At 42.4% G+C, this 24,404-nt stretch carries 27 protein-coding genes; 22 read left to right on the forward strand and 5 right to left on the reverse strand.

Annotated features, from left to right (window positions below; translation table 11 throughout):
* Positions 1 to 626 precede the first annotated feature (626 nt).
* Positions 627 to 1,448 carry a hypothetical protein gene (locus ACMUMJ_RS06810; RefSeq protein WP_414678055.1) on the forward strand — a complete coding sequence of 274 codons (822 nt, stop codon included), beginning with the start codon at positions 627 to 629 and terminating at the stop codon, positions 1,446 to 1,448.
* Between the two features lie 90 nt (positions 1,449 to 1,538).
* On the opposite strand, the gene ACMUMJ_RS06815 is transcribed toward ACMUMJ_RS06810, so the two are convergent.
* The 3 genes from ACMUMJ_RS06815 to ACMUMJ_RS06825 all read right to left on the reverse strand — a co-directional run bounded on the left by ACMUMJ_RS06815 (position 1,539) and on the right by ACMUMJ_RS06825 (position 4,207).
* Positions 1,539 to 1,697 carry a hypothetical protein gene (locus ACMUMJ_RS06815; RefSeq protein ID WP_414678056.1) on the reverse strand — a complete coding sequence of 53 codons (159 nt, stop codon included), beginning with the start codon at positions 1,695 to 1,697 and terminating at the stop codon, positions 1,539 to 1,541.
* Between the two features lie 198 nt (positions 1,698 to 1,895).
* Positions 1,896 to 2,678 carry a DUF4197 domain-containing protein gene (locus tag ACMUMJ_RS06820; RefSeq protein ID WP_414678057.1) on the reverse strand — a complete coding sequence of 261 codons (783 nt, stop codon included), beginning with the start codon at positions 2,676 to 2,678 and terminating at the stop codon, positions 1,896 to 1,898.
* Between the two features lie 86 nt (positions 2,679 to 2,764).
* On the reverse strand, positions 2,765 to 4,207 hold the full coding sequence (locus ACMUMJ_RS06825) for an FAD-dependent oxidoreductase (RefSeq protein ID WP_414678058.1): 1,443 nt from the start codon (positions 4,205 to 4,207) through the stop codon (positions 2,765 to 2,767).
* Between the two features lie 912 nt (positions 4,208 to 5,119).
* Between ACMUMJ_RS06825 and ACMUMJ_RS06830 the strand changes: the two genes are divergently transcribed.
* The 6 genes from ACMUMJ_RS06830 to ACMUMJ_RS06855 all read left to right on the forward strand — a co-directional run bounded on the left by ACMUMJ_RS06830 (position 5,120) and on the right by ACMUMJ_RS06855 (position 9,052).
* Positions 5,120 to 5,398, forward strand: coding sequence for a hypothetical protein (locus tag ACMUMJ_RS06830; RefSeq protein WP_414678059.1), 279 nt, complete (start codon positions 5,120 to 5,122; stop codon positions 5,396 to 5,398).
* Entirely contained in the window at positions 5,385 to 6,110 is a 726-nt protein-coding gene (locus ACMUMJ_RS06835) for an alanine--tRNA ligase-related protein (protein ID WP_414678060.1), read from the forward strand. The genes ACMUMJ_RS06830 and ACMUMJ_RS06835 overlap by 14 nt, the downstream gene beginning before the upstream one ends.
* A gap of 8 nt (positions 6,111 to 6,118) precedes the next feature.
* A complete protein-coding gene (locus ACMUMJ_RS06840) occupies positions 6,119 to 6,751 on the forward strand; it encodes a LysE family translocator (RefSeq protein WP_414678061.1) in 633 nt (210 codons plus the stop codon).
* Between the two features lie 78 nt (positions 6,752 to 6,829).
* Positions 6,830 to 7,183: an FAD/NAD(P)-binding protein gene (locus ACMUMJ_RS06845; protein WP_414678062.1), complete on the forward strand. Its 354-nt coding sequence runs from the start codon at positions 6,830 to 6,832 to the stop codon at positions 7,181 to 7,183.
* A 376-nt stretch (positions 7,184 to 7,559) separates the two neighbouring features.
* The gene (locus ACMUMJ_RS06850; protein WP_414678063.1) at positions 7,560 to 8,417 is read left to right on the forward strand and encodes a DMT family transporter; all 858 of its coding nucleotides are present in this window, start codon (positions 7,560 to 7,562) and stop codon (positions 8,415 to 8,417) included.
* A 134-nt stretch (positions 8,418 to 8,551) separates the two neighbouring features.
* Positions 8,552 to 9,052 (forward strand): ATP-grasp domain-containing protein, encoded by a 501-nt coding sequence (locus ACMUMJ_RS06855; protein ID WP_414678064.1) that lies wholly within the window; start codon positions 8,552 to 8,554, stop codon positions 9,050 to 9,052.
* Between the two features lie 36 nt (positions 9,053 to 9,088).
* Here ACMUMJ_RS06855 and ACMUMJ_RS06860 read toward each other — a convergent pair whose 3' ends face one another.
* Positions 9,089 to 9,826 (reverse strand): hypothetical protein, encoded by a 738-nt coding sequence (locus ACMUMJ_RS06860; protein ID WP_414678065.1) that lies wholly within the window; start codon positions 9,824 to 9,826, stop codon positions 9,089 to 9,091.
* A gap of 666 nt (positions 9,827 to 10,492) precedes the next feature.
* On the opposite strand from ACMUMJ_RS06860, the gene urtA reads away from it, so the two are divergent.
* From urtA to ACMUMJ_RS06920, 12 genes are all read left to right on the forward strand, one after another.
* Positions 10,493 to 11,776, forward strand: a complete 1,284-nt coding sequence (gene urtA / locus ACMUMJ_RS06865; protein ID WP_414678066.1) for an urea ABC transporter substrate-binding protein — start codon at positions 10,493 to 10,495, stop codon at positions 11,774 to 11,776.
* 236 nt (positions 11,777 to 12,012) lie between these two features.
* Positions 12,013 to 13,548 (forward strand): urea ABC transporter permease subunit UrtB, encoded by a 1,536-nt coding sequence (gene urtB / locus ACMUMJ_RS06870; protein WP_414678067.1) that lies wholly within the window; start codon positions 12,013 to 12,015, stop codon positions 13,546 to 13,548.
* Entirely contained in the window at positions 13,545 to 14,768 is a 1,224-nt protein-coding gene (gene urtC, locus ACMUMJ_RS06875) for an urea ABC transporter permease subunit UrtC (protein WP_414678068.1), read from the forward strand. Before urtB ends, urtC begins: the two co-directional genes overlap by 4 nt.
* Complete coding sequence (gene urtD, locus ACMUMJ_RS06880; RefSeq protein ID WP_414678069.1) at positions 14,765 to 15,637, forward strand: urea ABC transporter ATP-binding protein UrtD; 873 nt, start codon at positions 14,765 to 14,767, stop codon at positions 15,635 to 15,637. The genes urtC and urtD overlap by 4 nt, the downstream gene beginning before the upstream one ends.
* Positions 15,634 to 16,329 (forward strand): urea ABC transporter ATP-binding subunit UrtE, encoded by a 696-nt coding sequence (gene urtE, locus ACMUMJ_RS06885; RefSeq protein WP_414678070.1) that lies wholly within the window; start codon positions 15,634 to 15,636, stop codon positions 16,327 to 16,329. The genes urtD and urtE overlap by 4 nt, the downstream gene beginning before the upstream one ends.
* A 98-nt stretch (positions 16,330 to 16,427) precedes the next feature.
* Positions 16,428 to 17,405 (forward strand): urease accessory protein UreD, encoded by a 978-nt coding sequence (locus ACMUMJ_RS06890; RefSeq protein ID WP_414678072.1) that lies wholly within the window; start codon positions 16,428 to 16,430, stop codon positions 17,403 to 17,405.
* A gap of 79 nt (positions 17,406 to 17,484) precedes the next feature.
* On the forward strand, positions 17,485 to 17,787 hold the full coding sequence (locus ACMUMJ_RS06895; protein ID WP_414678073.1) for an urease subunit gamma: 303 nt from the start codon (positions 17,485 to 17,487) through the stop codon (positions 17,785 to 17,787).
* A 17-nt stretch (positions 17,788 to 17,804) separates the two neighbouring features.
* Positions 17,805 to 19,895 (forward strand): urease subunit alpha, encoded by a 2,091-nt coding sequence (ureC, locus tag ACMUMJ_RS06900; protein ID WP_414678074.1) that lies wholly within the window; start codon positions 17,805 to 17,807, stop codon positions 19,893 to 19,895.
* A 42-nt stretch (positions 19,896 to 19,937) separates the two neighbouring features.
* Positions 19,938 to 20,381, forward strand: a complete 444-nt coding sequence (ureE, locus tag ACMUMJ_RS06905; protein WP_414678075.1) for an urease accessory protein UreE — start codon at positions 19,938 to 19,940, stop codon at positions 20,379 to 20,381.
* A 76-nt stretch (positions 20,382 to 20,457) separates the two neighbouring features.
* Positions 20,458 to 21,102 (forward strand): urease accessory protein UreF, encoded by a 645-nt coding sequence (locus tag ACMUMJ_RS06910; protein ID WP_414678082.1) that lies wholly within the window; start codon positions 20,458 to 20,460, stop codon positions 21,100 to 21,102.
* Positions 21,103 to 21,237: 135 nt separating this feature from the next.
* Positions 21,238 to 21,879 carry an urease accessory protein UreG gene (gene ureG / locus ACMUMJ_RS06915; RefSeq protein ID WP_414678076.1) on the forward strand — a complete coding sequence of 214 codons (642 nt, stop codon included), beginning with the start codon at positions 21,238 to 21,240 and terminating at the stop codon, positions 21,877 to 21,879.
* An 86-nt stretch (positions 21,880 to 21,965) separates the two neighbouring features.
* Positions 21,966 to 22,562, forward strand: a complete 597-nt coding sequence (locus ACMUMJ_RS06920) for a HupE/UreJ family protein (RefSeq protein WP_414678077.1) — start codon at positions 21,966 to 21,968, stop codon at positions 22,560 to 22,562.
* On the opposite strand, the gene ACMUMJ_RS06925 is transcribed toward ACMUMJ_RS06920, so the two are convergent.
* A complete protein-coding gene (locus ACMUMJ_RS06925; protein WP_414678078.1) occupies positions 22,542 to 22,718 on the reverse strand; it encodes a hypothetical protein in 177 nt (58 codons plus the stop codon). The two genes, ACMUMJ_RS06920 and ACMUMJ_RS06925, sit on opposite strands and share 21 nt — an antisense overlap.
* A 128-nt stretch (positions 22,719 to 22,846) precedes the next feature.
* On the opposite strand from ACMUMJ_RS06925, the gene ACMUMJ_RS06930 reads away from it, so the two are divergent.
* The 3 genes from ACMUMJ_RS06930 to ACMUMJ_RS06940 are packed head-to-tail and all read left to right on the forward strand — an operon-like array spanning position 22,847 to position 24,178.
* Positions 22,847 to 23,017, forward strand: coding sequence for a transposase family protein (locus tag ACMUMJ_RS06930; RefSeq protein WP_414678079.1), 171 nt, complete (start codon positions 22,847 to 22,849; stop codon positions 23,015 to 23,017).
* Complete coding sequence (locus tag ACMUMJ_RS06935; protein WP_414678080.1) at positions 22,989 to 23,450, forward strand: ISAs1 family transposase; 462 nt, start codon at positions 22,989 to 22,991, stop codon at positions 23,448 to 23,450. Before ACMUMJ_RS06930 ends, ACMUMJ_RS06935 begins: the two co-directional genes overlap by 29 nt.
* A gap of 32 nt (positions 23,451 to 23,482) precedes the next feature.
* Complete coding sequence (locus ACMUMJ_RS06940; RefSeq protein WP_414678081.1) at positions 23,483 to 24,178, forward strand: right-handed parallel beta-helix repeat-containing protein; 696 nt, start codon at positions 23,483 to 23,485, stop codon at positions 24,176 to 24,178.
* The last annotated feature ends 226 nt before the right edge of the window (positions 24,179 to 24,404 follow it).

Consider the following 24,404-nt stretch of genomic DNA (forward strand, 5'->3'; position numbering starts at 1 on the left):
TCATCTTGGAACATACAAGCCTTCGTCTTTTCTACTGTCGTCGTCAGCGCAGAAAAAACGAAGGCTTTTTATGTGAATATTTCAAATTACACGATTTCAAAAGAATGTGGGCAACTTCAAACTAAACTGTATGAATACATAGTTTATTTGACTGGTGACAATATCTAAAGACACTTCGGAACTTGTTGTAGCTATAAAAGATACCTATGAATACCAAGCTTAAAGGCAGACATATACTGAAAAAGAGGTAGGGGTTACGTTTGCCAATGGATCCGCTTGCTACAGTTAGATCTAACCAAAACACTCAATAAAATAAAAAACGAAGTTTTTTTGTACTACAAGGTAGTTTTATTTACGGTTCGATATTATCAACCTAGAAAGAAAGAAGGTAGGCACACTTTACCAATCACGTCCGGTAACATAAAGGCATTATTACCGATCTGATGAACATCAAGACATAGCTGTGAAATGTCACTGTACATTGAATTAATATTATGGATCACAGATAATGACATCGTTAATTAATGAAGGAATATAATTAATAGCTTTGAATCTTAAAAAAGATTTTTTTATTTTCTTTCCTCATTATAGATGACAAAATTTTTTACATGTTAAAAGGTAATAAAATGGAAATAATCAAATTAATCACTCTATGTTCATTATTACTATTAACCGCGTGTGGTGGTGGCAGTGACAGCACTGAAGATTCAACAGACTATGTGTTAGATCAATTTTTATTATCTACTTATGATGAATTTGAGCTATCAAAAGATATATTTGAATCTACTGAGGATTATTATGCTAGGATCGATGAAAAGCGAGACTCAGTTAGAGATACAAGTTTGACTTTATACGGTAGTGCTCTTGGAACTCAGTATAGGCGCCTCTCCTTTAATTACAATGCAGACACAAACACAGGAATAATCTCAATAAATTTTTCCCGTAGAAGTCAGTATTCATATAATTGGACCCCAGAGCCTTCCTTTACTGGGATATCTTACATTCTTCTGAAAACAAAAACTCGATCAGATAAAGAGAACGGAAGACCAGATGAAGAAGTAGACAATCCATATATAATCACACCTTTAGCCACAGACTACGGGAGATTGGAGTCTACTCACGAATATGTTTTCGACAATATATCATCTGTAAGCGATATACGACTAACTGAAAATGATGATGGATATTGTGAAGACACCCTCTCTTCTTTTAAGTGTACTATTGTGTTTTTTGCAGAACCTGAAGAAGCACAATCAATTTTACTCGAAGCACAGCTAGACATAACAATTAATGAATTATTGCGTGAACGTGAATGGAATTACACAAAACCGACCAGCAGTGAGGAGAGATATTATACCTATGAATGGTATTATCCCGCTTCTTTCAAAGAGCTTACAATCAAAGATAAGTTCACAGGCAGGCTTTTTGGAAAAATAGCAATAAAGTAAACAATACTATTAGTTTAAAACTAGGATTAAAACGCAGAAAGAAAGCATCGCTGTACCGATACAGCGATGCTTTCTCTGGCGATATAGATTTTAAATTAATCGCTTATGGATATTTACTACAACAATTTCAACCACAGTAACGACAACAAAAATAGCCAATAACGCAATAGCAACACGCAGCCATTCAAACAAGTTCATCGAATCGCTTAATACCACCCCGATACCGCCAGCACCAACCAGATCAAGCACTGCGGACTCTCGTACGTTAATGTCTCATCGAAACAAAACCAAAGCCACAGAAAATGAAAGCAAACACTATCAGAGAGGGCATTAACTATGAAAAGCGAATATGACTTATCCGCAATGAAATATCGTAAAAACCCTTACGCAAAAAAGCAAAAACCACCAAAACAGAGTGACTAATCACCCTGTTTTAGGTTGTGATTATTATTCAAACACTTTCTTTAACAAGTCCGTTGTACGTGCCACAGGATCTTTACGGATGCTTTTTTCTTCAGCCGCTAGAATAGAAAACAAGCCATTTAATGCTTCTTCGGTGACATAATCATTCAGATCAAGATTAATTTTATCCCCAACATAGGGAATGTCTTTAGCCTTTTTAGCCAAGTCATTGTAGTAACGAGTTGCGCCCACGTCGCCTAATGATGACTCAACACTCGGTTTAAACAACTCCCTTAACTGGCCACTGGTTTTCTCTTTGAAGTATTGAGTGGCTGCACCGTCAGAGCCAGAGTAAATCTTCTGCGCGTCTTCAAAGCTCATGTCTTTAATAGCAGAAACAATCAATGCAGTCGCTTGTGGCGCTGCTTTCTCCGCCGCTCTGTTCATACTTTCTTCAAAGGCATTTACTTGGCCTTCTAAGCCGTATTGTTTCAACAAAGACGCCACGGAGTTCACTTTACCCGGTAAAGGAATGCGTATTTTTTGATTATTAAGATAACCACCTGGTTGGCTGATTTCTTCAATCGCTCGTCGACTACCGACTTCAAGAGCTTCTTTCAAACCTTCAATCACAGTTTCAGTGCTTAAATTACTGACTTTTCCAGAAGTGCTGATACCAGCAACGTTATCCAATACTTTTTGTACATCTTCACCTTTAACAACGTCTTTGAGTGCATCAGACCAGCCTGCGTAAACGACAGAAGAAGAGATCGAAGCGACTAATAGTGAGGCGGCTATCAATGGCGCAGTAACATACGTTTTTTTCATTTTCCTAATTCCCTATTTTCAATTGAGGTAAGCATATCAGAAAACGACGAATGAAACGCATTGCGTACTCTAGATTTTTCACAATGCTATGCGTCATTTTTCTTTAGACAACGTCCTCTTGGCTCATCCCCTTCATGCAATACAATGTCAGAGTGTAGAAACTGTGCCGCCTCGGCGGAGCCTGTTACTTTGGACGCACTTCGTGCTGACATTTCTGCTTCAAACTGAGTGAGCACACTCTCCCTCACACCAACGTCTTTCCATTGAGAGTAAGGGCCACACCCTTTTGTAATGCGTCGAGCTAGAGACAACGCATCCAGCAATGCTTGATTTGCTCCCTGACCTTTAAATGGACTCATCGGATGAGCCGCATCACCAATCAAGGTAGTTTGAGCGTTTTTAGATAACCATTCAACATCAAGTAATTCTCTATCGTATACGGGATAACCTGACACTTGCTCACTTGACGTCCCTGTTAATATCTGAGGAATGGGATCGTGCCATTGAGTTCTACGACGGGCTTCTTCTTTGAGTGCTTGCGCCCCTTGAGCACTCAATGACTTAGCCTTCTCTTCTAGCATAGGAAAACTCAGTTGCCACATAATCGAATCGGCGTCATACGGCATCATATAGATCCTTTCATTGCCATTGGCGGTTTGAAAGACGGTAGCCGAATCCAACAACTCACTTTCAACATCAATCTTCTGTAGAGGACAGATACCTAAAATCACAATACAACCAAGGTAACGTAAAGGCGCGATATCCTCACCGATTAGCAACCTTCTTACTGTGCTACGAATACCATCGGCTCCCACAACAATGTCAGCCTTGGCATGTTTCACTGCGCCTTCTACTTGAAAACTCAAATCAACCGAACGGTCACCCGCTTCAAAATTTACGAGTTGATGACCCCATTGCACAGCATCATGACCACCGAGTTGATCAAGTAATGCCAAACGCAAGGATTGTCGAGCAATGTGTACATTGGTTCGTTTAGGCGACGCTTTCACATCGGATGGCACCCATTTTCTGATGCCCCACTCTCCGATCACTTTTCCTTCCGTTGTATGCACCACATGACGAGTTGAGACCACACCTTTTGCTAAAGAAACAACACCCAATCCTTTGATCGCATTACTGGCCTGCTGTAAAGTCAATCCATAACCCTGAGATCGTGCCTCAAAACCACTGTCTCGTTCATAAAGTGTAAACGGAATACCTCGATGCAAACACGCCACGGCCAGCGCGACACCACTAATGCCACCGCCGATAATCGCAACATGAGGGTAATGCTCTGTATTTGCAATAGGATGACTCTCAGAGAGCAATAACCCAGATCCGGCACACGCCAAACATGAAGACAAATGACCTTTAGGCCTCACAGGTGCTATGCCTTTACTCCCTGTTTTTTCGAAGATTTCAAGCGCTTCCAGATAGCGGAGCCTTACTTTTTTACGCAATCTCTGACTCTTTTTACCACGCCCCTGACATTCCTTACAGACAGACCAACTCGTTTCTTTACTCGACACGTTATTCACACCCTCATACGCTTTTACTGATCATCGCTTTATTTGAATCAGCCTTAGACGACGGAATCAAAGTAAAACCAGTCGCCTAATTCAACACTTAACCTAAAGTACCCACTATACAATACATTGGCTGATTTACCTGTTTTCAGATGGCTGAAATTACGAAATTGCGTTTTCCGTTATTCCAACAAAAAAGCCCCTACTAAACCGCAGAGGCCTTCAAATCTTATTGAATCGGTTATGTTTTATACTGGCAATCAAGAGCACCCGAACTCAAAGCCAAATTGATTCAATACAAAAAGAATGCACTGAAGTTGAGCCTGGCCTTAGTACAGTGCAAGAAAAACTTCAAGGTGGTTTAAGGTTATTGGGTGATGAGACAGGAGACTGCTTCATATTTTGTCAATATTTAAAAAATACGTGTGAATCGCTGAGCGTTAAATTCATGTTCAACACCAACATTGAACGCATTAATATAAAATCAGAAGCAGTAAATGGTGTAACGACATTTCAAGGAGAACTTGAGTTTTAAAAAGTGCGGGGGTATTTAGGTAGTTATTACACAAAATTAATGCGTGACTGAAGGTTTCTATCCCTGTCTACCCTGTTAAAGGCTATTCATTAAACGTTCCTGTTGAGGACAATATTCGAGCGGCAGGAACCGCCGAATTAAATGGGCTTAATTTGTCTTTGCCTACTTCTCGAACAAAAACAATCCAACATGTGGTTCATGATTTTTTTGGACAGGGCTGCAATTTAATTATTAGCTAGTTGGTGTAAAGCAGGTTGACACGTTTCACTTTAGATCCAAATATTCAACGTTTATCTTTCTATTCCAAATTTATCTGTATTTTATTCATTTCAAATAATTATTTAGCCTTGGAGTCAACTTAAACAACGTTAGGTATCAACATGTCTATATCAAATCTCGCTACTGTGCTGACATCACAGTCGGAAAACATACTTATCACCAATGATCTTGAAAAATGGCACTTAGATGGTTTGTTTAACCGAACAATTGATGCAGTACGAGTACCGAAATACTTCAATACAAAAAATGATAAAGATATCTCAAATAAGATTAAACAAAGCGCGTTTTTTGGCAACTATGTTAACGCCCCAAAAATTGGGCGTATTGGACAAGCCTTTTTTGAATGTCAAAACGATGAAGTATCTTATGACAACATTTAAATACTTTTCAGACACCTATTTAGAAGAGTTCACTACTCAGATTATTCATGTAATGACAATGGATGACTCTGTCGCTGTATATTGTGACGACACCATTTTCTATCCACAGGGTGGCGGTCAACCCTGCGACCTAGGAGTCATTATCATTGATGGTTGTGCACATCGAGTACATCACACAGAAACCACAGAAAAAGGCATTGCCCATGTCTTAGAGTCACACCCTTCACTTCTAACAAGTATTGGTAAACAATGTATCCAGAAAATTGACATACCCCGTCGCCTGTTAAATGCAAAACTGCATACTGCAGGACATTTGCTATCTCATATTTTCGAGGAACTAGACCACAACTTGTCTCCTGCAAAAGGGCATCATTATCCCGACGATGCCTACATTGAGCTGATAGAAAGTGAAAGAACCCATGATACCTTCTCAGCAGAATTAATTAATTTAAAAATCAACACCTTAGTTAATAAGTCACCTAGAAAGATACTGTCATTTGAGCTGAATTTATCAGAAGTTCAATCTCTTCGACCCCAATTAAGTACATTCATACCTCAGAGCACTCTAATGCGAATGATTGCTATTGATGGATTTACACCTGTCCCATGTGGAGGTACACATATTAGTAATACTACAGAATTAAAAGGATTGCAGGTCACACGTATTAAACGCAAAAAAGATCGCATCAAAGTGAGCTATTCAATTAATTGAGGTAAGACATGGATTTCACAACCGCATTATTTTCTATTTTAACAATTCACCTAATGGCATCGATTTCACCAGGTCCAGACTTTGTGGTGGTATCGCAAAAAACTTTACTCCAAGGTCGAAAAGCCGGTATTTTTTGTGGTATTGGTGTTTGTGCTGGATTATTAGTTCATATTAGTTATTCTTCTGCAGGGCTAACAGCCGCGTTTAGTCACTCTGCCAATTTCTCTCACGTTATAGGTATCTTAGGTGGAAGCTACCTTATATTTATTGGCTATAAATCCACAAAGAGCTCTTTCTCAAAACAAAAAGAGTCACAGGCTAACGAAAAGAGAAATGTTTCCACTCAATCAGCTTTTTGGAATGGCTTCATTGTAAATGTTTTCAATCCAAAAGCCGCAATATATTTCGTTTCTTTATTTTCAATTATTATTTCACCGTCCATGAGTACGGAAAAGCTATTATTCGTTATTATTTCGATAATTTTTGTACAAATGACATGGTACCTAATATTTATTTTTATTGTGACGATTCCAAGTGTCAGAATTAAGTTTGATAATAAAGTCTACTTAATAGACCGTATATTGGGAGTATTTATGATATTGATGGGATTTTACATGATTGTTACCTACATTTTTCAATAAAAACATTCAGTAGAGATCTTAGATAATTAGCATAATAAAAATTAAACACTAAATTTATTATTCATAGAATGGAAACTCATGAAGAACATTAAAAAAATTGCCATCATTGGCGCAGATCCAAGTGGAGTTTCCTCTTATTTACAGCTCATAAAAGAGTTACATAATAACTTAATTTCTATCACCATATTTGATACGCTTGGCATAGCAAAAAGCTTCAGCTTCAATACAGATTTAGCGTCCTCTCTGAACAATACAAGTATCGGAGTCTCTTCTTTATACGCGGATGATAAGCTAGACTATTTTAAATGGTTACAAGACAAAAAGCCTAATTTAAACGTTTCCTCATCTGATTTTGTCAGTCGTTATTATTTTAAAGAGTATTGTCATGATCGCTTCTGGCAATCAAAAAAATATGCTGATTCATTTGGATGATCAACCTTTATTGAAAACTCAGATGTTAAGGTTGCAGTCAAGAACAATAGAGTTTCAGTTAGAGAGGAAGCAAAAGATTTTGATGTCGTTATTAATGCTTCGGGAATAATCCCGAAACCAATTGATGACACCTTAATCCAATATTTATCTAAGTTTTCTGTTACTAAAAATCAATCCGGAGGATTGAAAATTAATTCAAGTTCAATGAAAGTTATTTCTGATAATAACACTGTACCTTTGTATATAATGGATGGGCCAACTATGGGTGAAATACCGATAACGAATTATGTACGATCTTCTGTCATTCAGGCTAAGAAAATTGTCTCTGACATCGCTAATTCATCAAATCACTCAAAGAAAGGGCTTCTTAGTTATCATGCTTAAATATAAAGAAATTGTCGCATTTTGCGTATTTTTTTCATTATCGTTTGTATTTATGTCAAAAGTCGTGAAAAACGTAGATCCAATTGTATCCACATTTATTACTTATGGGTTAGCCGCTATTTTCTTTTTCACTATCAATATAAAGAGTCGAAAAACCATACTGAACATTCTACTTAAAAATAAAAAACTTATTTTTAAAATTAATTTATCCACATTCGTTAATACATTATTAGCATTTTACGTTCTACTACATATTAGCCCGATTGCTTATATAATGGTATTTTTTTCAGGGTTGTCGTTTTTTAATGCTCTTTATAATTACAATATGATAGGGAGAATTGAAAAGTCTATAAATATTCTAACGCTTATGCTTGCTATTTCTATATCCTTTTTAGTGTCAGGAAGTGGAATATACGAAACAATAATGGGTCTAAGCCTGACGCTCATATCAACGCTCTTTGGCGCATTCTACATGAGAGAAAGTGCTCACCTTCATCAAGAAACCGGAATTTCCGCTTCACAAATTCTCTCCATCCGTTTTTTCATGGTCACCATTTTATGTGGCATCTATAGCATTTTTTCTATTGAACAATCAGAAATTCACTTTCATGACCTAGTATTACTGTCTGTCATTTCGATTACAGTCTGTATTGTACCGATGTTTTTAATGCAAAAATCAATCAAAACATTAGGAGCAAAAACCACCGCTCAATTTACACCACTGACTCCAATTCTTTGCTTGATATTTATGATATTAATTGAAAATAAGCATTTTTCAGTATTGGAAGTCAGCCTAACTCTGCTTATGGCATTAGCAATGCTCTTCCAAACAAGGCTTAAAAAAGCATAATATCAAGGACGTAATAAATAAACACAGCAATTCTATTTCTTTCTACAAGACAGCTAACACAAGTTGATTTTTCAATGCCTCTCCTTCATAAAAGTGACTTAATACTTGTCGCATCAAAGCAGGAACTGGATCAATTGGAAAATAATATTTCATCATGTTTTTCCCTTCAGTTTCCTGTAGATATTTCATCCAATGATGGTGTACTTCTTGAATACGATTATGATGAAATTAACGAGATCATTACTTCTATCAGACAATCTTATTCAGTTGTTGATTTGATCTGTTTTGATGAGGGTAATGTTGCATTGGCCAGTTCTCTACGCAAGGGTAAAAAAAGCGCAAAAAACCTAGAAAGATTTAGATACAAAGTAGTAATGAAAAAGTGGTTACAAACAAGAAGCGTCCCAACTCCCTTGTTTCTAGATACTCTTTCTGAGCATCACGAAGCTAATGAAATCAGTACACAACTAGGAATGCCGTTTGTTGTAAAACCAAAAAAATCTCCAGGTTCAAACAACATACATATTATTCGGAATGAAAAGGATTTTTTAAAGATAAAGAAGATTGGTTCTGAGACTCTACGTTGCTACGAAGCAGAAGAGTACATTGATGGAGATCTATATCACTGCGATTAAACATATGAGCAAATTTGAGCCGATCAAGTATGCATCTTAATCAAGTAAGGTTACTGCTTGTTTTATCTGCCTGAGAAGGATCTGTAACTCATTATGGTAGTCTGATCGAAACTTCACATCAGTCAGACTATCGCCTACCCGCCAATATATTGCGTAAAGAAGGACTTTTGTTATTTTCTCTCTTAACTCAAACAATTCGATACTGTTTCCAGGGGCGGAATATCGATTTAAAAAAGCATGATAACAATCATTCATACGACGAAAGTGCTCCAAGGCAATATCTTGACTGGGTTTAATAAAAGCTAACCCACTCTGATCCTGAATGATCTCCACTGATTCGCTATATGCAATACAATCTTCAATAATGCCGGTAATTTCCTTTAGAAAAGCGTTTTTATTTTGTTCGTTCCGTTTTTCTTCTGAAACCAGCAACCATTTATTAGAGACTTTATACCCTAGCCCTCGAACAGTAACAATAAAATCATCGACTAAAACGCTTTTTAAAGCAGCTCGGGATTTAAAAACATACTTATTCGCGATGATACTATCAGGGCTATCTTCCATATGAAATGTCGATTTCTGATCCCTGACGATAGTACCGATATCACAGTAACTAATTAAAGATGTTTTTTGCGTAAAGAGTTGATGAAGGAGAATAAACACTGCAGAGTCTTGTATAAACATCTCTCGGCCGGAAGATGTCAGGACTTTCAAATTAACATTAAGAGTAACAAGTTTAGCGGTTTCTATATTTTTAAAGGTAAATTGACTCATTGTGACTTCTAGCTCCCTTACACCACAGACATTAATCAGGCTTTAAAATAATTCGTTACACCTTCACAAAATGATACATGGCAGACAACAAACAAAACAGCGAATTTAAACCAAGTTTCTCCAGTCGGTTTTTAACGTAATAACTCATTTCTTTCGAATTGCTGTAGAGACTATCCATCATTTTTCCCATAGTAGCATTTTAAATTCGCGAGTAATAACTATGACCACCATACAATCTATCCATGTAATTAATCAATCTAATACACATGCAATACAAGCCACCTATAAATTTAATTAAATAATTTCAACTAGTTAGCCTTATCTTCCTAGGATAATCATACCAAAAGCACAATGCCTTCGCCTTTTCTGCGCTGACGACGCCAGTGACGCAAGCAGAAAAGACGAAGGCTTTTTGCTTTACGTTTTACATACCGTCTCAAGCCGTCGGAAGGCGTTTGTGTCTTTTACGATTTACCTCACAAGGTAAAAACTCCCTATACGTCAAATGACGTATGCCTCTGCGTTAATCAGCGAATACCGCGCATTGCGTTTTTTATGAATACTGAAGTGGCTTAGTTATCTAAAGGCGCAGCGAGTAACGGCTCCGTTCTTTAGGAGAATATGAACTCTTTTTTATTCCGTTTTTTCACTTAAAGGTACAACACTATGAAAATGAAAACGCTTGTTTCGTCAATTGCTCTAGCGGGTGCCACCTTGGTTGCGGTGAACATTCACGCAGCGGACACCATCAAAGTGGGTGTGTTGCATTCCCTATCGGGCACTATGGCAATCAGTGAAACCACACTGAAAGACACCGTGTTAATGATGGTTGAAGAACAAAATAAAAAAGGCGGTTTGCTGGGCAAGCAACTGGAAGCAATTGTGGTTGACCCTGCATCAAATTGGCCTTTGTTTGCAGAGAAAGGCCGTGAGTTGTTAACGCAAGAAAAAGTGGACGTTATTTTCGGTAGCTGGACATCGGTTTCTCGTAAATCAGTGCTGCCTGTACTAGAAGAATTGAACGGTTTGATGTTTTACCCAGTGCAATACGAAGGCGAGGAGTCGTCTAAAAACGTCTTTTACACAGGCGCTGCGCCAAACCAACAAGCCATCCCAGCGGTTAACTATTTGAAAGACGATCTAGAAGTAGAGCGTTGGGTATTGGCTGGTACGGATTACGTTTACCCACGTACCACCAACAAAATCTTAGAAGCGTATCTAAAAGACAATGGCGTTGCCGCCGAAGACATCATGATCAATTACACGCCATTTGGTCACTCTGATTGGCAGTCTATTGTTTCTGATATCAAAAAATTCGGTAGCGAAGGCAAGAAAACAGCGGTTGTTTCCACAATCAATGGGGATGCCAACGTGCCTTTCTATAAAGAATTGGGCAACCAAGGCATTTCAGCAGAAGACATTCCAGTCGTTGCTTTCTCTGTCGGTGAAGAAGAATTGTCTGGCTTAGATACCGCGCCATTAGTGGGTCACCTAGCCGCTTGGAATTATTTCCAAAGTGTTGAAAGCGATGCCAATTCTGAGTTTATCACTCAGTGGAAAGCCTTCACTAACAACCCTGATCGTGTCACCAATGACCCAATGGAGGCCACTTACATCGGTTTCAAAATGTGGGCCAATGCGGTAACGGATGCGGGTACAACGGATGTTGATGCGGTTGAACAAGCAATGATTGGTCAAGAAACCTCTAATCTAACAGGCGGTACAGCGGTGATGAACAAAAACCATCACTTAAGCAAACCCGTTCTAATCGGTGAAATCCAAGACGATGGCCAGTTTGAAGTGGTTTGGGAAACAGAAGGTGTGGTTCCGGGTGATGCATGGTCTGATTTTTTACCGGGTTCTATGGATCTAATATCGGATTGGACCGCTCCAATTAAGTGCGGTAACTACAACACAAAAACGAAATCTTGCTCTGGTCAAACTTACTAAGTCAAGTTGACTAAGACAAGCTTTTCTATCCTCCCAGATAGTGACTAACGGCTCAGCAATGGGCCGTTGGTTCTTTTCTCCTTTTAGTTGCCTGTTTTAACCCATTCATTAAGGTTAAGTGGAGTACTCGCTTGAAAAAATTCCTCGTCTTTTGTGGTGCTTTGTTTCTTCTTTTTAGCACGGCAATTCATGCTGATTCGCCTGATCCAATCGCGCCCTCTCCCAGCATGGAGGCTATGCTAGTAGAACTCACCCAAGTGAGCTTGAAAAAATCATTGCCTGTGCTTAAAAAAATTGAACAAGCAAGCAATGAAGAAATGCTGCCATTGTTTATTACCCTGCTCAATGGTCATTTGTACTATGTCAAAGCAGATCGCTCTCTGACGGCAAAAGTTAAAAAAAACGGTGAAACCGCATTTGAACCGCTGTTTGCGACTCGTAATCCATCCGCTACACAAGATACAGCACCCAGTTTAACCAAGCGTGATGTTAAGAAAGTAAAGGTCAACAATACCTTACGTAAATACCTACGCAGCGCCATTGCTCGCATTCAATTGTCCTCCAAAAACGTCGCCAAAAGAGAAGCGGCGGTGCGTTCTTTATTAAGCTCACTCGACAACGACACCATTGAACACATACATCAGTTACGTACCACAGAAAAAGACACCTCCGTTAAAGAGATGATGGATGTGGCGTTGGATGTGTACAGTGCGACCCATTCCGATTCCGAAGTTGAACGTGTTACTGCCATTCGTCGCCTCGCTGACAGTTTGGAGAACGACGTGCGAAACTTGCTTACAAAATTAACAAAAGACGAACAACCAGAAGCCGTGCGCCAATCCGCATTGACTGCGTTGAAGTCCATTGATCAACGGGTAAACCGCTATGCCTTGGTCGATCAACTCTTCTTTGGCCTGAGCTTAGGCTCTGTGCTGTTACTTGCGTCTATTGGGCTTGCCATTACCTTTGGTGTGATGGGTGTCATTAACATGGCCCACGGTGAAATGATCATGCTCGGTGCTTACACGACTTACGTTGTGCAATTGCTGATGCCAAACCACATTGATTATTCCATTTGGGTGGCGATACCCGCTGCCTTTTTAGTCTCTGGGTTAATGGGAGTGATCATTGAGCGAGGTGTGATTCGCCATCTACATGGACGGCCATTAGAAACGCTGTTGGCGACCTTTGGTATCAGTTTGATTCTACAACAACTGGTGCGAAGCATTTTCTCCCCACTTAACCGTCAAGTTTCATCACCCAGCTGGATGAGTGGTTCGGTAGAGATCAACCCTGTGCTGTCGTTGACGCTCAACCGCCTGTACATTCTGGCCTTTGCTTTGTTGGTCTTTTTTGTCTTGTTGTTTGTCTTGAAAAAGACCTCTTTGGGTTTGAACGTCAGAGCCGTGTCGCAGAACCGCAATATGGCCCGCGCCATGGGAGTGAAAACTGCGTGGGTAGATGCCATGACATTTGGATTAGGTTCAGGCATTGCTGGCATCGCAGGGGTGGCTCTTAGTCAGTTAACCAATGTCGGGCCAAACTTGGGCCAAGCATACATCATCGATTCTTTTATGGTGGTGGTGTTTGGCGGCGTAGGCAATCTTTTTGGCACCCTCGTTGCGGCTTTCTCCTTGGGCATTGCAACCAAGTTTTTGGAACCGGTTACCGGAGCCGTGCTGGCAGCCATTATCGTGCTGGTCTTTATTATCCTCTTTATTCAAAAACGTCCTAAAGGACTCTTTCCTCAAAAAGGGAGAGCGGCAGAATGACTATGTTTAATCCGTTTTTATCCTCTACTACTTCAAAGTCCGACCCGTCAACAGAAGATCCTTCTAGAGACGGGAGTGAAAAGCGGGCTTTTGGCAAGCACACCGCACCGTTTGTCATCTTGCTATTGGCCGTTACGCTTTTGGCTTCCGCAGCGAACCTCTTTCTACCTGAAAGCTCTGCATTGTATGTGAGCACTTACACAATTACGTTATTAGGTAAGTATTTATGCTATGCCATGCTGGCCTTGGCTGTGGATATCATTTGGGGCTATTGTGGTATTTTGAGCCTTGGGCACGGTGCCTTTTTCGCCTTAGGCGGCTACGCCATGGGCATGTATTTAATGCGTCAAATCGGTGATCGTGGGGTTTATGGCAATCCCCTTCTGCCCGATTTTATGGTGTTCCTTGATTGGAAAGAACTGCCTTGGTTTTGGCTCGGTATGGATCAATTCTGGTTTGCCATGATCATGGCGGTGTTTGTGCCCGGGGTATTGGCGTTTGTTTTTGGCTGGTTGGCCTTTCGCTCCCGCGTTACTGGGGTGTATCTGTCCATTATGACCCAAGCACTGACTTACGCGTTGTTGCTGTCTTTCTTCAGAAATGAAATGGGCTTTGGGGGGAACAATGGCTTAACCGATTTTAAAGAAATCCTTGGGTTCGATCTGCAATCCGATGCCACTCGTGTCAGTCTGTTTGTCATCACGGCCATTATGTTGTCCCTTGTTTTTGTTAGCAGCCATTACATCCTTAAATCCCGTTTAGGCAAGGTGGTATTAGCGGTGCGAGACGGGGAATCCAGAGCGCGTTTTCTGGGCTACCGCACACAAAACTACAAGGTGTGGTTATTTGTTTATTCGGCCATTATCGCAGGCATTGCAGGGGCACTGTATGTCCCGCAAGTGGGCATCATCAACCCTGGTGAATTCTCCCCGATTAATTCCATTGAGATGGTTATTTGGGTCGCTGTTGGTGGCCGTGGCACCTTGATCGGCGCCATTATCGGAGCCTTATTAGTTAACTATGCAAAGACGCGCTTCACCGCCATTTTACCGGAGGCGTGGCTATTTGCTTTGGGTGCGTTGTTTGTCTTAGTCACCTTGTATTTACCGAAAGGGTTAATGGGGCTTTACGATCAACTTAAAGCGAAATACCGCACCGCTTCTGAGGCACCCTCAAGCACCAACGACACTCGCTCGACCGATAAGGAGGTAAACCAATGAGCCTTTTGGAATCCACTCGTAACACACTACGCCGCGATCAAGTTTGGTCTTTTTTAACACCGCCAACAGAGCAGGTAAATGTGGACAAAAACGTTTTACTTTACGTCGAAGGGCTCAGTGTCAGTTTTGATGGTTTTAAAGCATTAAATGACCTAAACCTTTATATCAATGATGGGGAGTTACGTTGTTTGATCGGTGCCAATGGCGCAGGCAAAACCACATTAATGGATGTCATTACCGGCAAAACACCTTGTGATTCAGGTTCGGTCTTTTTTGGGCAAAATATCAACCTGTTAAACAAAGACGAGGCTGAAATCGCTCAGCTCGGCATTGGTCGTAAATTCCAAAAACCCACGGTGTTTGAAGCACAAACCGTGTTTAGTAATTTGGAACTGTCTCTCAAATCGGACAAAGGCGTGTTGCCTACGCTCTGGGCACGGCTCACTCCCACTCAACTGGATCGCATCGACGAAGTGCTAACCATTATAGGGCTAAAAGAACAGTGCTTTATGTTGGCAGGGGCATTATCCCACGGGCAAAAACAATGGCTTGAGATTGGAATGTTACTGGCTGCGGAGCCGAGGTTATTGCTAATCGATGAGCCCGTTGCCGGCATGACCGCACAAGAAACCGAACGTACCGCCGAACTGCTTACCTCATTAGCAGGCGATCACACGGTTATCGTAGTCGAACACGATATGGAATTTGTTCGCAGCATTGCACGCACCGTTACAGTGCTTCATCAAGGCTCTGTGCTCGCTGAAGGAACAATGAATCACATTCAAAGCCATCCAGACGTGATTGAAGTCTATCTCGGAGAAGACACCAGCCTCACTTCCTCCACAAAGCCAGGAGAATCTTACCTATGATTTCAATGAAAAATGTAAACCAATTATACGGTGGCACTCAGATTCTGTGGGATTTGGATTTGCAAATAGAACCCGGTTCCATCACCTGCATTATGGGGAGAAATGGCGTAGGAAAAACCACATTACTAAAATGTTTAATGGGATTATTACCCATCAAAAATGGCGAAATACGCTTTGAAAACAATCTACTACATAAGAAAAGCGCCGAGTCCCGTGCCTATCTTGGTTTAGGCTATGTTCCCCAAGGACGAGACATCTTCCCCATGCTTACCGTCGAAGAAAACTTGCGCATTGGATTGCCCGTTCGTAAGGATGGTGCAAAACAAATCCCTGAAAAAATATTTACACTTTTTCCGGTATTGGAAGAAATGTTGCATAGAAGAGGAGGAGACCTCTCTGGCGGTCAGCAACAACAATTGGCCATAGGACGCGCATTGGTACTCGAACCGAGCGTTTTAATCCTTGATGAACCAAATGAAGGCATCCAGCCCAATATTGTGAAACAAATTGGGGATGTGATTTTAAAACTGAATAAAGAAGAAGGGCTAACGGTCATTTTAGTCGAGCAGAAACTGGGATTTGCTCGTCGTGTTGGCCAATCCTTTCGTTTGATAGAGAAAGGCCGCGTTGTTGCGTCTGACCGGATGGAAAACTTAACCGATGATTTAATTCGTCACTATCTGGCGGTTTAAGAAATAGCTATTAAGAGCTAGCAGTGCAACAACACGGGGTAACATTTGACACGGTTTTCATTCAGCCGTACCAGTAATAACGGCATTAAAAGGTATCCATGAATAATAACAATAGCCTTGCTCAAACAGAGCCAAACAATACAAAACATCTTAGAGAGCAAGTGCCACCAGCTATCTTGCCGTCTTCTCAATGGCACGCCTTTTTAACCATGGGGTTTGCCAATACCCGTCGTGGCGTTATGTTAAAAACCTGCGAGCATAAAGGGCCTCTTTACGTACAAAAACCGTTCTACCCAGAAGGCAAAGACAGGGCCCACATTTACCTGTTGCACCCTCCTGGCGGTTTGGTCTCTGGAGATCGTTTAACCATCACCAGTGATCTACAACCCGAAACCAAAGTGCTAATTACTACCCCCGGTGCGGGTCGAGTCTACAAAGCCAGAGCGGACAAAAGCTTACAACATCAAATAGTGATATTAAACGTCGGTAAACAAGCTCAACTGGAATGGTTGCCTCAAGAAACCTTACTCTATCCTGATGCTCAAACACGCTTAGACACTCATATAAACCTCGCTGAAGGTGCCAAGTTCATTGGTTGGGAGGTCACCTGTTTTGGATTAACAGCCAGCCAGCAACCATTTAATCAAGGTCAAGTCAGCCAATGCATTCAGGTTAAACAAGATCAACGTTTGATACTGAAAGAACGTTTGTTAATTGACGACCGTAATCGCCATTTATTGGGCTCACCTGCGGGGTTAAGGCAACACACGGTAAACGGCTTTATGCTGGCGGGGCCATTTTTTGAGCATTCTCCTACAGGTACAGAAAGCGACAATCAAGATGGTAACAAAGTCGAAAAAGAACCCACCGAATTAATAGAGCGATTACGCCAAGCTTCCAAGAAATACGATCAACACGGAGTCACAGGCATCAGCTTTGTCAGCGGCTTTATTGTGATCCGCTCACTGGGGCCAGATTCAGAACAAGCAAAACTGGCTTTTACACATTACTGGCAGCTGATTCGCCCTGAATTGTTGGAGGTTCCCATCTGTAAACCTCGCATCTGGGCCACGTAGAAACACACGTCACAGAGCCGACTGGAACACACAAGAATACGCTAGAGCATGCAAGAACAAACGATTTGAGGACTGTTGAATGGAATTATTACCAAAAGAGAAAGACAAATTATTAGTGTTTACCGCCGCATTATTGGCAGAGCGTCGTTTAAATCGCGGCTTGAAGCTGAATTACCCTGAAGCCATGGCATACATAACCATGGAGATTATTGAAGGCGCGCGCGATGGCAAAACCGTTGCCGAATTGATGAGCTACGGTAAGACCTTGCTTTCAGAAGATCAAGTCATGGATGGTGTCACCGAGCTGATCCACGAAGTGCAAGTCGAAGCCACTTTTCCAGATGGCACCAAGCTGGTCACGGTTCACAATCCCATTAATTAACGCTAAAGGAGCACCTTATGTCCTCATCGATTTCAGTTAAAAAAGGCAGCGGTATGATTCCTGGAGAAATTCAGGTGGCCGACGGTGACATCCCATTAAACCTTGGCCGTGAAACCGTCCGTGTGCGTGTTGAAAATACCGGAGACCGCCCTGTTCAAATTGGCTCTCACTATCATTTTTACGAAGTGAACCCCGCACTGTCTTTTGAACGGGAGATCACCAAAGGGTTCCGCTTAAACATTGCCTCTGGTACTGCAGTACGATTTGAACCGGGCCAAGGGCGTGAAGTTGAATTGGTGGCCTATGCTGGAAAACGTGAAATCTACGGTTTTCGTGGTGACATCATGGGGCCTTTAGACGATGATGCTATGAGTTCATCTAGCGCTGACAAAACCACCAGCCAAGTGACGATGGATCGACAAAGTTACGCACAAATGTTTGGCCCAACGGTTGGGGACAAGGTTCGCTTAGGCAACACAGATCTGTGGATTCAAGTCGAAAAAGACTTTACCCAATACGGCGACGAAGTGAAATTTGGCGGCGGTAAAGTCATCCGTGATGGCATGGGACAAAGCCAATTAGACAACAACACCTCAGTGGATTTGGTCATCACCAACGCCTTGATTCTCGATCACTGGGGCATTGTAAAAGCCGATGTCGGGATCAAAGAAGGCCGCATTTTTAAAATCGGCAAAGCAGGCAACCCAGACATTCAAAACAACATCGACATCGTCATTGGCCCCGGCACCGAAGTCATTGCAGGGGAAGGCTCCATATTGACCGCTGGCGGTATCGATGCGCACATTCACTTTATCTGCCCGCAACAAATTGAAGAAGCCCTCACCTCTGGTGTCACCACCATGGTTGGCGGCGGTACTGGCCCAGCAACGGGCACCAATGCCACCACCTGCACACCCGGCCCGTGGTACATGGGAAAAATGATGCAAGCAACGGACTCCATGCCGATGAACTTAGGCTTTCTTGGAAAAGGCAATGCCAGCCAACCCGCGTCATTAATAGAGCAACTGGAAGCCGGAGCCTGCGGTTTAAAACTGCACGAAGATTGGGGCACCACCCCTGCTTCCATTGATACCTGTCTCAGTGTTGCCGAACAATACGATGTGCAAGTGGCCATTCATACGGACACATTAAATGAATCAGGCTTTGTGGACGACACCATCGGCGCGTTCAAAAACAGAACCATTCACACATATCATACGGAAGGCGCAGGGGGCGGCCATGCACCTGATATTATTCGTGCCTGTGGTTTCCCACACATATTGCCCTCTTCCACCAACCCAACTCGGCCTTATACCCACAACACAGTTGACGAACATTTGGACATGCTGATGGTTTGCCACCATTTGGACAGCAACATTCCTGAAGATGTGGCATTCGCGGATTCTCGTATCCGTAAGGAAACCATTGCTGCGGAAGACATTTTCCATGATCGTGGCGCATTCAGTATGATTTCATCCGATTCTCAAGCCATGGGACGCGTGGGTGAAGTGATCACTCGTACTTGGCAAACGGCCCACAAAATGAAACAACAGTTTGGCCTGTTACCAGAAGACAAAGCCTTAGGAGCCGACAATTTTCGCGCGCGTCGTTACATCGCCAAGTACACCATTAACCCAGCAATTGCTCACGGTATTTCCCATGAAGTGGGCTCCATCGAGTCGGGTAAATTGGCCGATTTAATCCTTTGGAAACCCGCATTTTTTGGTGTTAAACCTTCTTTGATTATCAAAGGTGGCATGATCGCCAATGCCCCAATGGGGGATCCCAATGCCTCTATTCCGACACCCCAACCCGTTCATTATCGCCCTATGTTTGGCTCCTTCGGCAAAGCGTCGGCACAAACCTCTGTGACCTTTGTATCGCAAGCCGCATTAGACAACAAAGTGGGGGACGCCTTGGGCTTGGATCGCACATTAGTCGCCTGTAAAAACACACGTAACATAGGCAAAGCCGACATGGTACTGAACAATTGGCAACCGACGATTACGGTTGACCCACAAACTTACGAAGTACGCGCCGACGGTGAATTACTCACCTGCGAACCCGCAGAAGAATTGCCTCTGGCGCAACTGTATTGCCTGTTTTAAACAGACGGCCTTACACCATTTGATGACGAATTTGGACACCTTATGATTACTATATATGAACGCCTTGGCACTCACTGCCATGAAGAAGCCTACACCAGCGTCACACTGACTCACGAACAAAGAGACCGTAGCCGATTAAAGTTAACAGGTGCCAACGGTGAAGAAGTCCGAGTTTTCCTAGAACGTGGCAAGCCATTATTGGTTGGTGAGTATTTACTTTCAGAGTGTGGTAAATATATCCAAGTCGAAGGTGCAATAGAAAATGTGGCGCACGCAACCTGTGACGATTGGGTTACTTTCTCTAAAGCGTGTTATCACTTAGGCAATAGGCACGTGAAGATACAAGTATGTGAGCGTTCACTTAACATTACGCCTGATCACGTTTTAGAAGAGATGTTGGTTCTGCTTGGATTGACCGTCACGCACATTAACACCGTTTTCATTCCTGAATCTGGAGCCTACAGTCATGGCCACAACCATCCCTAATTTGGCGCTTCCCGTTGACGTTATAGCGGAACATTCCGCTGTGTATGCGTCTTCTGACTACAGCTTATTGCGCTTGATGCAGTTAAGCAGTGTCAGCTTGCCAGTGGGTGGGTTCTCCTTTTCACAGGGCTTTGAATACGCCATCGATGCAGGTTGGGTTACCCGTTCAAATCAGGTTGCTCATTGGGTTGAAACACAAATGACCGAATCCCTTGCTCGCCTTGATTTGCCCGTTTTGAAATTGGCGATGGAAGCACTAAATTCACCCTCTTCTTCCCTTATGACGCTTCGAGAATGCAACGATTTGGTCTTGGCCTGTCGTGAAACCAAAGAGCTGAAACTGACCGATACGGCCATGGGGGAAGCATTGGGCCGATTGTTGCGCAGTTTGGATATGCCCGTGCCTTTTGCAAAAGGAGAAACGGTTAGCTTTGTCACCTTGTTTGCCGTGGCGGCCCATTATTGGACGATCCCCTTTCATACGGCGGCGCTTGGTTTTGCGTGGTCTTGGCTGGAAAACCAAATTGCTGCGGCAACTAAACTGGTTCCATTAGGCCAAACACAGGCTCAACAATTATTAGGCGAGTTGCAAATCGGCATACCCGCTGCCATTGCGGTCGCCGATGCGCTGCCAAGCGATGACATTGGCGCGGGCCTTCCGGCTATCGCCATTGCCAGCGCTCGACACGAAACACAATACTCGCGGCTTTTTCGCTCTTAGCATGTATAGACAGTACACACAGATAATACACATAGATAAAAAGACCGAACACAGAATTAAGATTAGACAGAAGCACGATTAAACACGCTTTATTTAGCGAACTTTATTTAGCAAGAGAAGAAGTAGGACAAGATTATGAAAAAACAAACATTACGAATCGGTGTCGGTGGTCCAGTAGGATCAGGGAAAACCGCACTACTGCGCTCTTTGTGTGCCGCAATGCGCCATCATTATGACATTGCCGTTGTAACCAATGACATTTACACCCAAGAAGACGCGAAATTTTTAACACAACACGAAGCCCTAGACGAAGACCGCATTCTAGGAGTCGAAACAGGCGGTTGCCCACATACAGCCATCCGTGAAGACGCCTCAATGAACTTGGCAGCAATCGATCAATTGGTAGAGCGCCACGGCGATTTGGATGTGGTTTTTGTGGAAAGTGGCGGTGACAACCTCAGCGCGACCTTTAGCCCTGAACTGTCGGACTTCACCATTTATGTGATCGATGTGTCGGCAGGCGATAAAATCCCTAGAAAGGGTGGCCCAGGCATTACCAAGTCGGATTTGTTGATTATTAATAAAACCGATTTGGCCCCATTAGTCGGCGCATCTTTGGACGTGATGGAGCGTGATGCGAAAATGATGCGAGGTGACCGACCCTTTATTTTCTCTAACTTGAAAAAAGCGCAAGGATTGGATGAAATCATTCAACTCATCATTAAAGAGGGTATGTTAGAATCCAAAAATATTCCGCCAGCTCAGGCTGTGGTTTAACACATTAGCCAGATTCTATGCGTTTTTAACGTCCGTTAATCTTGCCTTTTTGCGTTTTGTTTTAAATTATACCAATGGAGAATCCCATGATTTACAAAAACACCCTCCGCGTTTTGCTTTTGGCTGGCGTTGCCACCGCTGCGCCTGTTGCTCTTGCTCATCCTGGTCACGCTGAAAGCGGTTTATTGTCTGGCTTCGTTCACCCATTCATGGGATTGGATCATTTAATTGTAATGCTAGCGATTGGTCTATGGGCCGCACGTTTGGGTAACAAAGCCGTCTTCACGGTACCAGCGGCGTTTGTTGGCACAATGATTTTAGGTTGTGTCTTGGTTGTTGGCGGTTTAGCCGTACCATTTATTGAGCAAGGCATTGTGTTTTCCGTCATCTTTTTAGGCGCTCTGCTTGCTGCCGCCTCTAAATTCTCAACGCCAATTTGCAGTGCATTGGTTGCCGCATTTGCCTTCTTCCACGGCGCAGCGCATGGCCTTGAAATGCCAATGGACGTTCACGGCTCCTTGTATGTTGCTGGCTTCGCCACCGCGTCCATCACATTGCACGTTGTAGGCATTGCATTAAGCAAAGGTTTAAACACACTCATCGCACCGATTTACAACCAGTGGGTAACTCGCATTGCAGGCGGTATGATTGCACTTACCGGTTTAAGCATGGTGATCGCGTAATACGCTTGTCTGAGTTATTTGCCTAGCAAGTAACAGCATCAGACAACCTACTAAAAAAAGCCCATGGGTTTTCTGCGTCACATCACTGTACGCAACCCCCATGGGCTTTTTTGTTGTTGTTTTGACCAACGCGGTTTCTAGAAAAAAAACGCTCATATCATCTATTTAAAGAAATAAACAGATGACTACTATTGAGCTTTTCAGAAAATGAAAGCGTGCAATTCGAGCTAATCACAGGATCCTTATAACTCCTCAAAACTATTCAGTGAAGAGCATAAAAAAGCTTGCGCTTAAACAGAGTATCTACCACCTCCATCTGCGCCATCATCGCAGGTTGTGATGACGTTTGCTCCATTGAAGAATACGGGAAGTCTAAACAAGATTGGTTTGCCCAATTTCTCGACTTACCCCACGGTATTCCCAGCCATGATACCTTCTGTCCATACCGCCAGTGATGTGGATGCAGAGCATGGCAGAATAGTTGAGCGGCACTACACCTCGTTACCCATCGACAATTGGATAACAGGTATTGAACAATGGGACAGTGCCAAGAGTATCGTGGAAGTCACACGTATCCACCATGTGGAAGAGGGGGATAACAGACAAGAAACCAGCTACTACCTCAGCTCGATGGATAACCACGTAGCTGATCTCTCACGTGTCATAAGAGGGCATTGGCAGATTGAAAGTTATCATTGGGTGTTAGATGTCACGTTCAAAGAAGACGACAGTCTCATTTACGCAGAAGATGGCGCTAAAAACATGGCATTATTTAACCGAATGTTAGTGAACATGCTCAAAGTTAATCCACTCAAAGACAGCATAGCGGGAAAACGCCAACGGGCAGCATGGGATGACAATTTCAGAGCCAAAGTCTTATTTGGATAAAATATGAGCAAAGTATAATCCCGCCGTGGGATATGACGGGAGTATCCATTCATGATAATTACATCCACGACGTCGGTGGTGAAGGAATGTATGTTGGCCATGGGTTTTATCAAGGCCGAGTCGAAAAGGGGTGCGACTCAATTACCTACCCTCACTCTGTAATTGACCTCAGCGTTTACAACAACCGTATCGAAAATACAGGCTTCGATGGAATTCAAATCAAAAACGCAGACAATGGCGCAAAAATTTTTAATAACTATATTAGAAATTACGGAACCCGTGACCACGGCGCACACAATGAAGGTTTATTTGTTGGCGACGGATCAGAGGCACAAATTTTCCGAAATTGGATAGAATTAGGCACAGGGCACGGAATGCAGATAAATGCATTTGGTAACACCTCCATCTACCAGAATATTGTTTTGCAATCTAATGATGATGGACTTTACCTTAACAATAGTTCAGCAAAGTTCGCAAACAAAGATGGCATATTCAGAATATATGAAAATACGTTCATTCACACTGGTGACGATGGAATAGTAGCTTTTTCTTCACAAGAAGTTGTATTAACTGATAACAAATTTGGAAGTGTTGCAGATAAGTTAATCGATGGAAAAACAGTGTTATCCAATGGAAATGTTATTGTAGATGAGCCGACTATATACTTAAACACACTTCTGGATATCAAAAAGTCCCTAGAACCATGGTTTTTTGACCATAACAATTGAGAGATGAGTCGAATAAACCATACTCATAATGCAATTGGTTTGACGATTCAAGCGCACGAATAAATGCAGAATAAATGGGGTCAGAGTTAAATTAAATGAACTATACTCCTAAATTCAGATAATAAGTGCGACACTGCTAATCAGGTGTAGAAGAAGCCAACTGCTGAAGTTGGTACACTTCTTTTCACCACAAAACTAAGCAGTACCAACATGAATTATCAGCAGT

This window comes from Marinomonas phycocola, assembly GCF_047525455.1.
Classification (GTDB): Bacteria; Pseudomonadota; Gammaproteobacteria; order Pseudomonadales; family Marinomonadaceae; genus Marinomonas.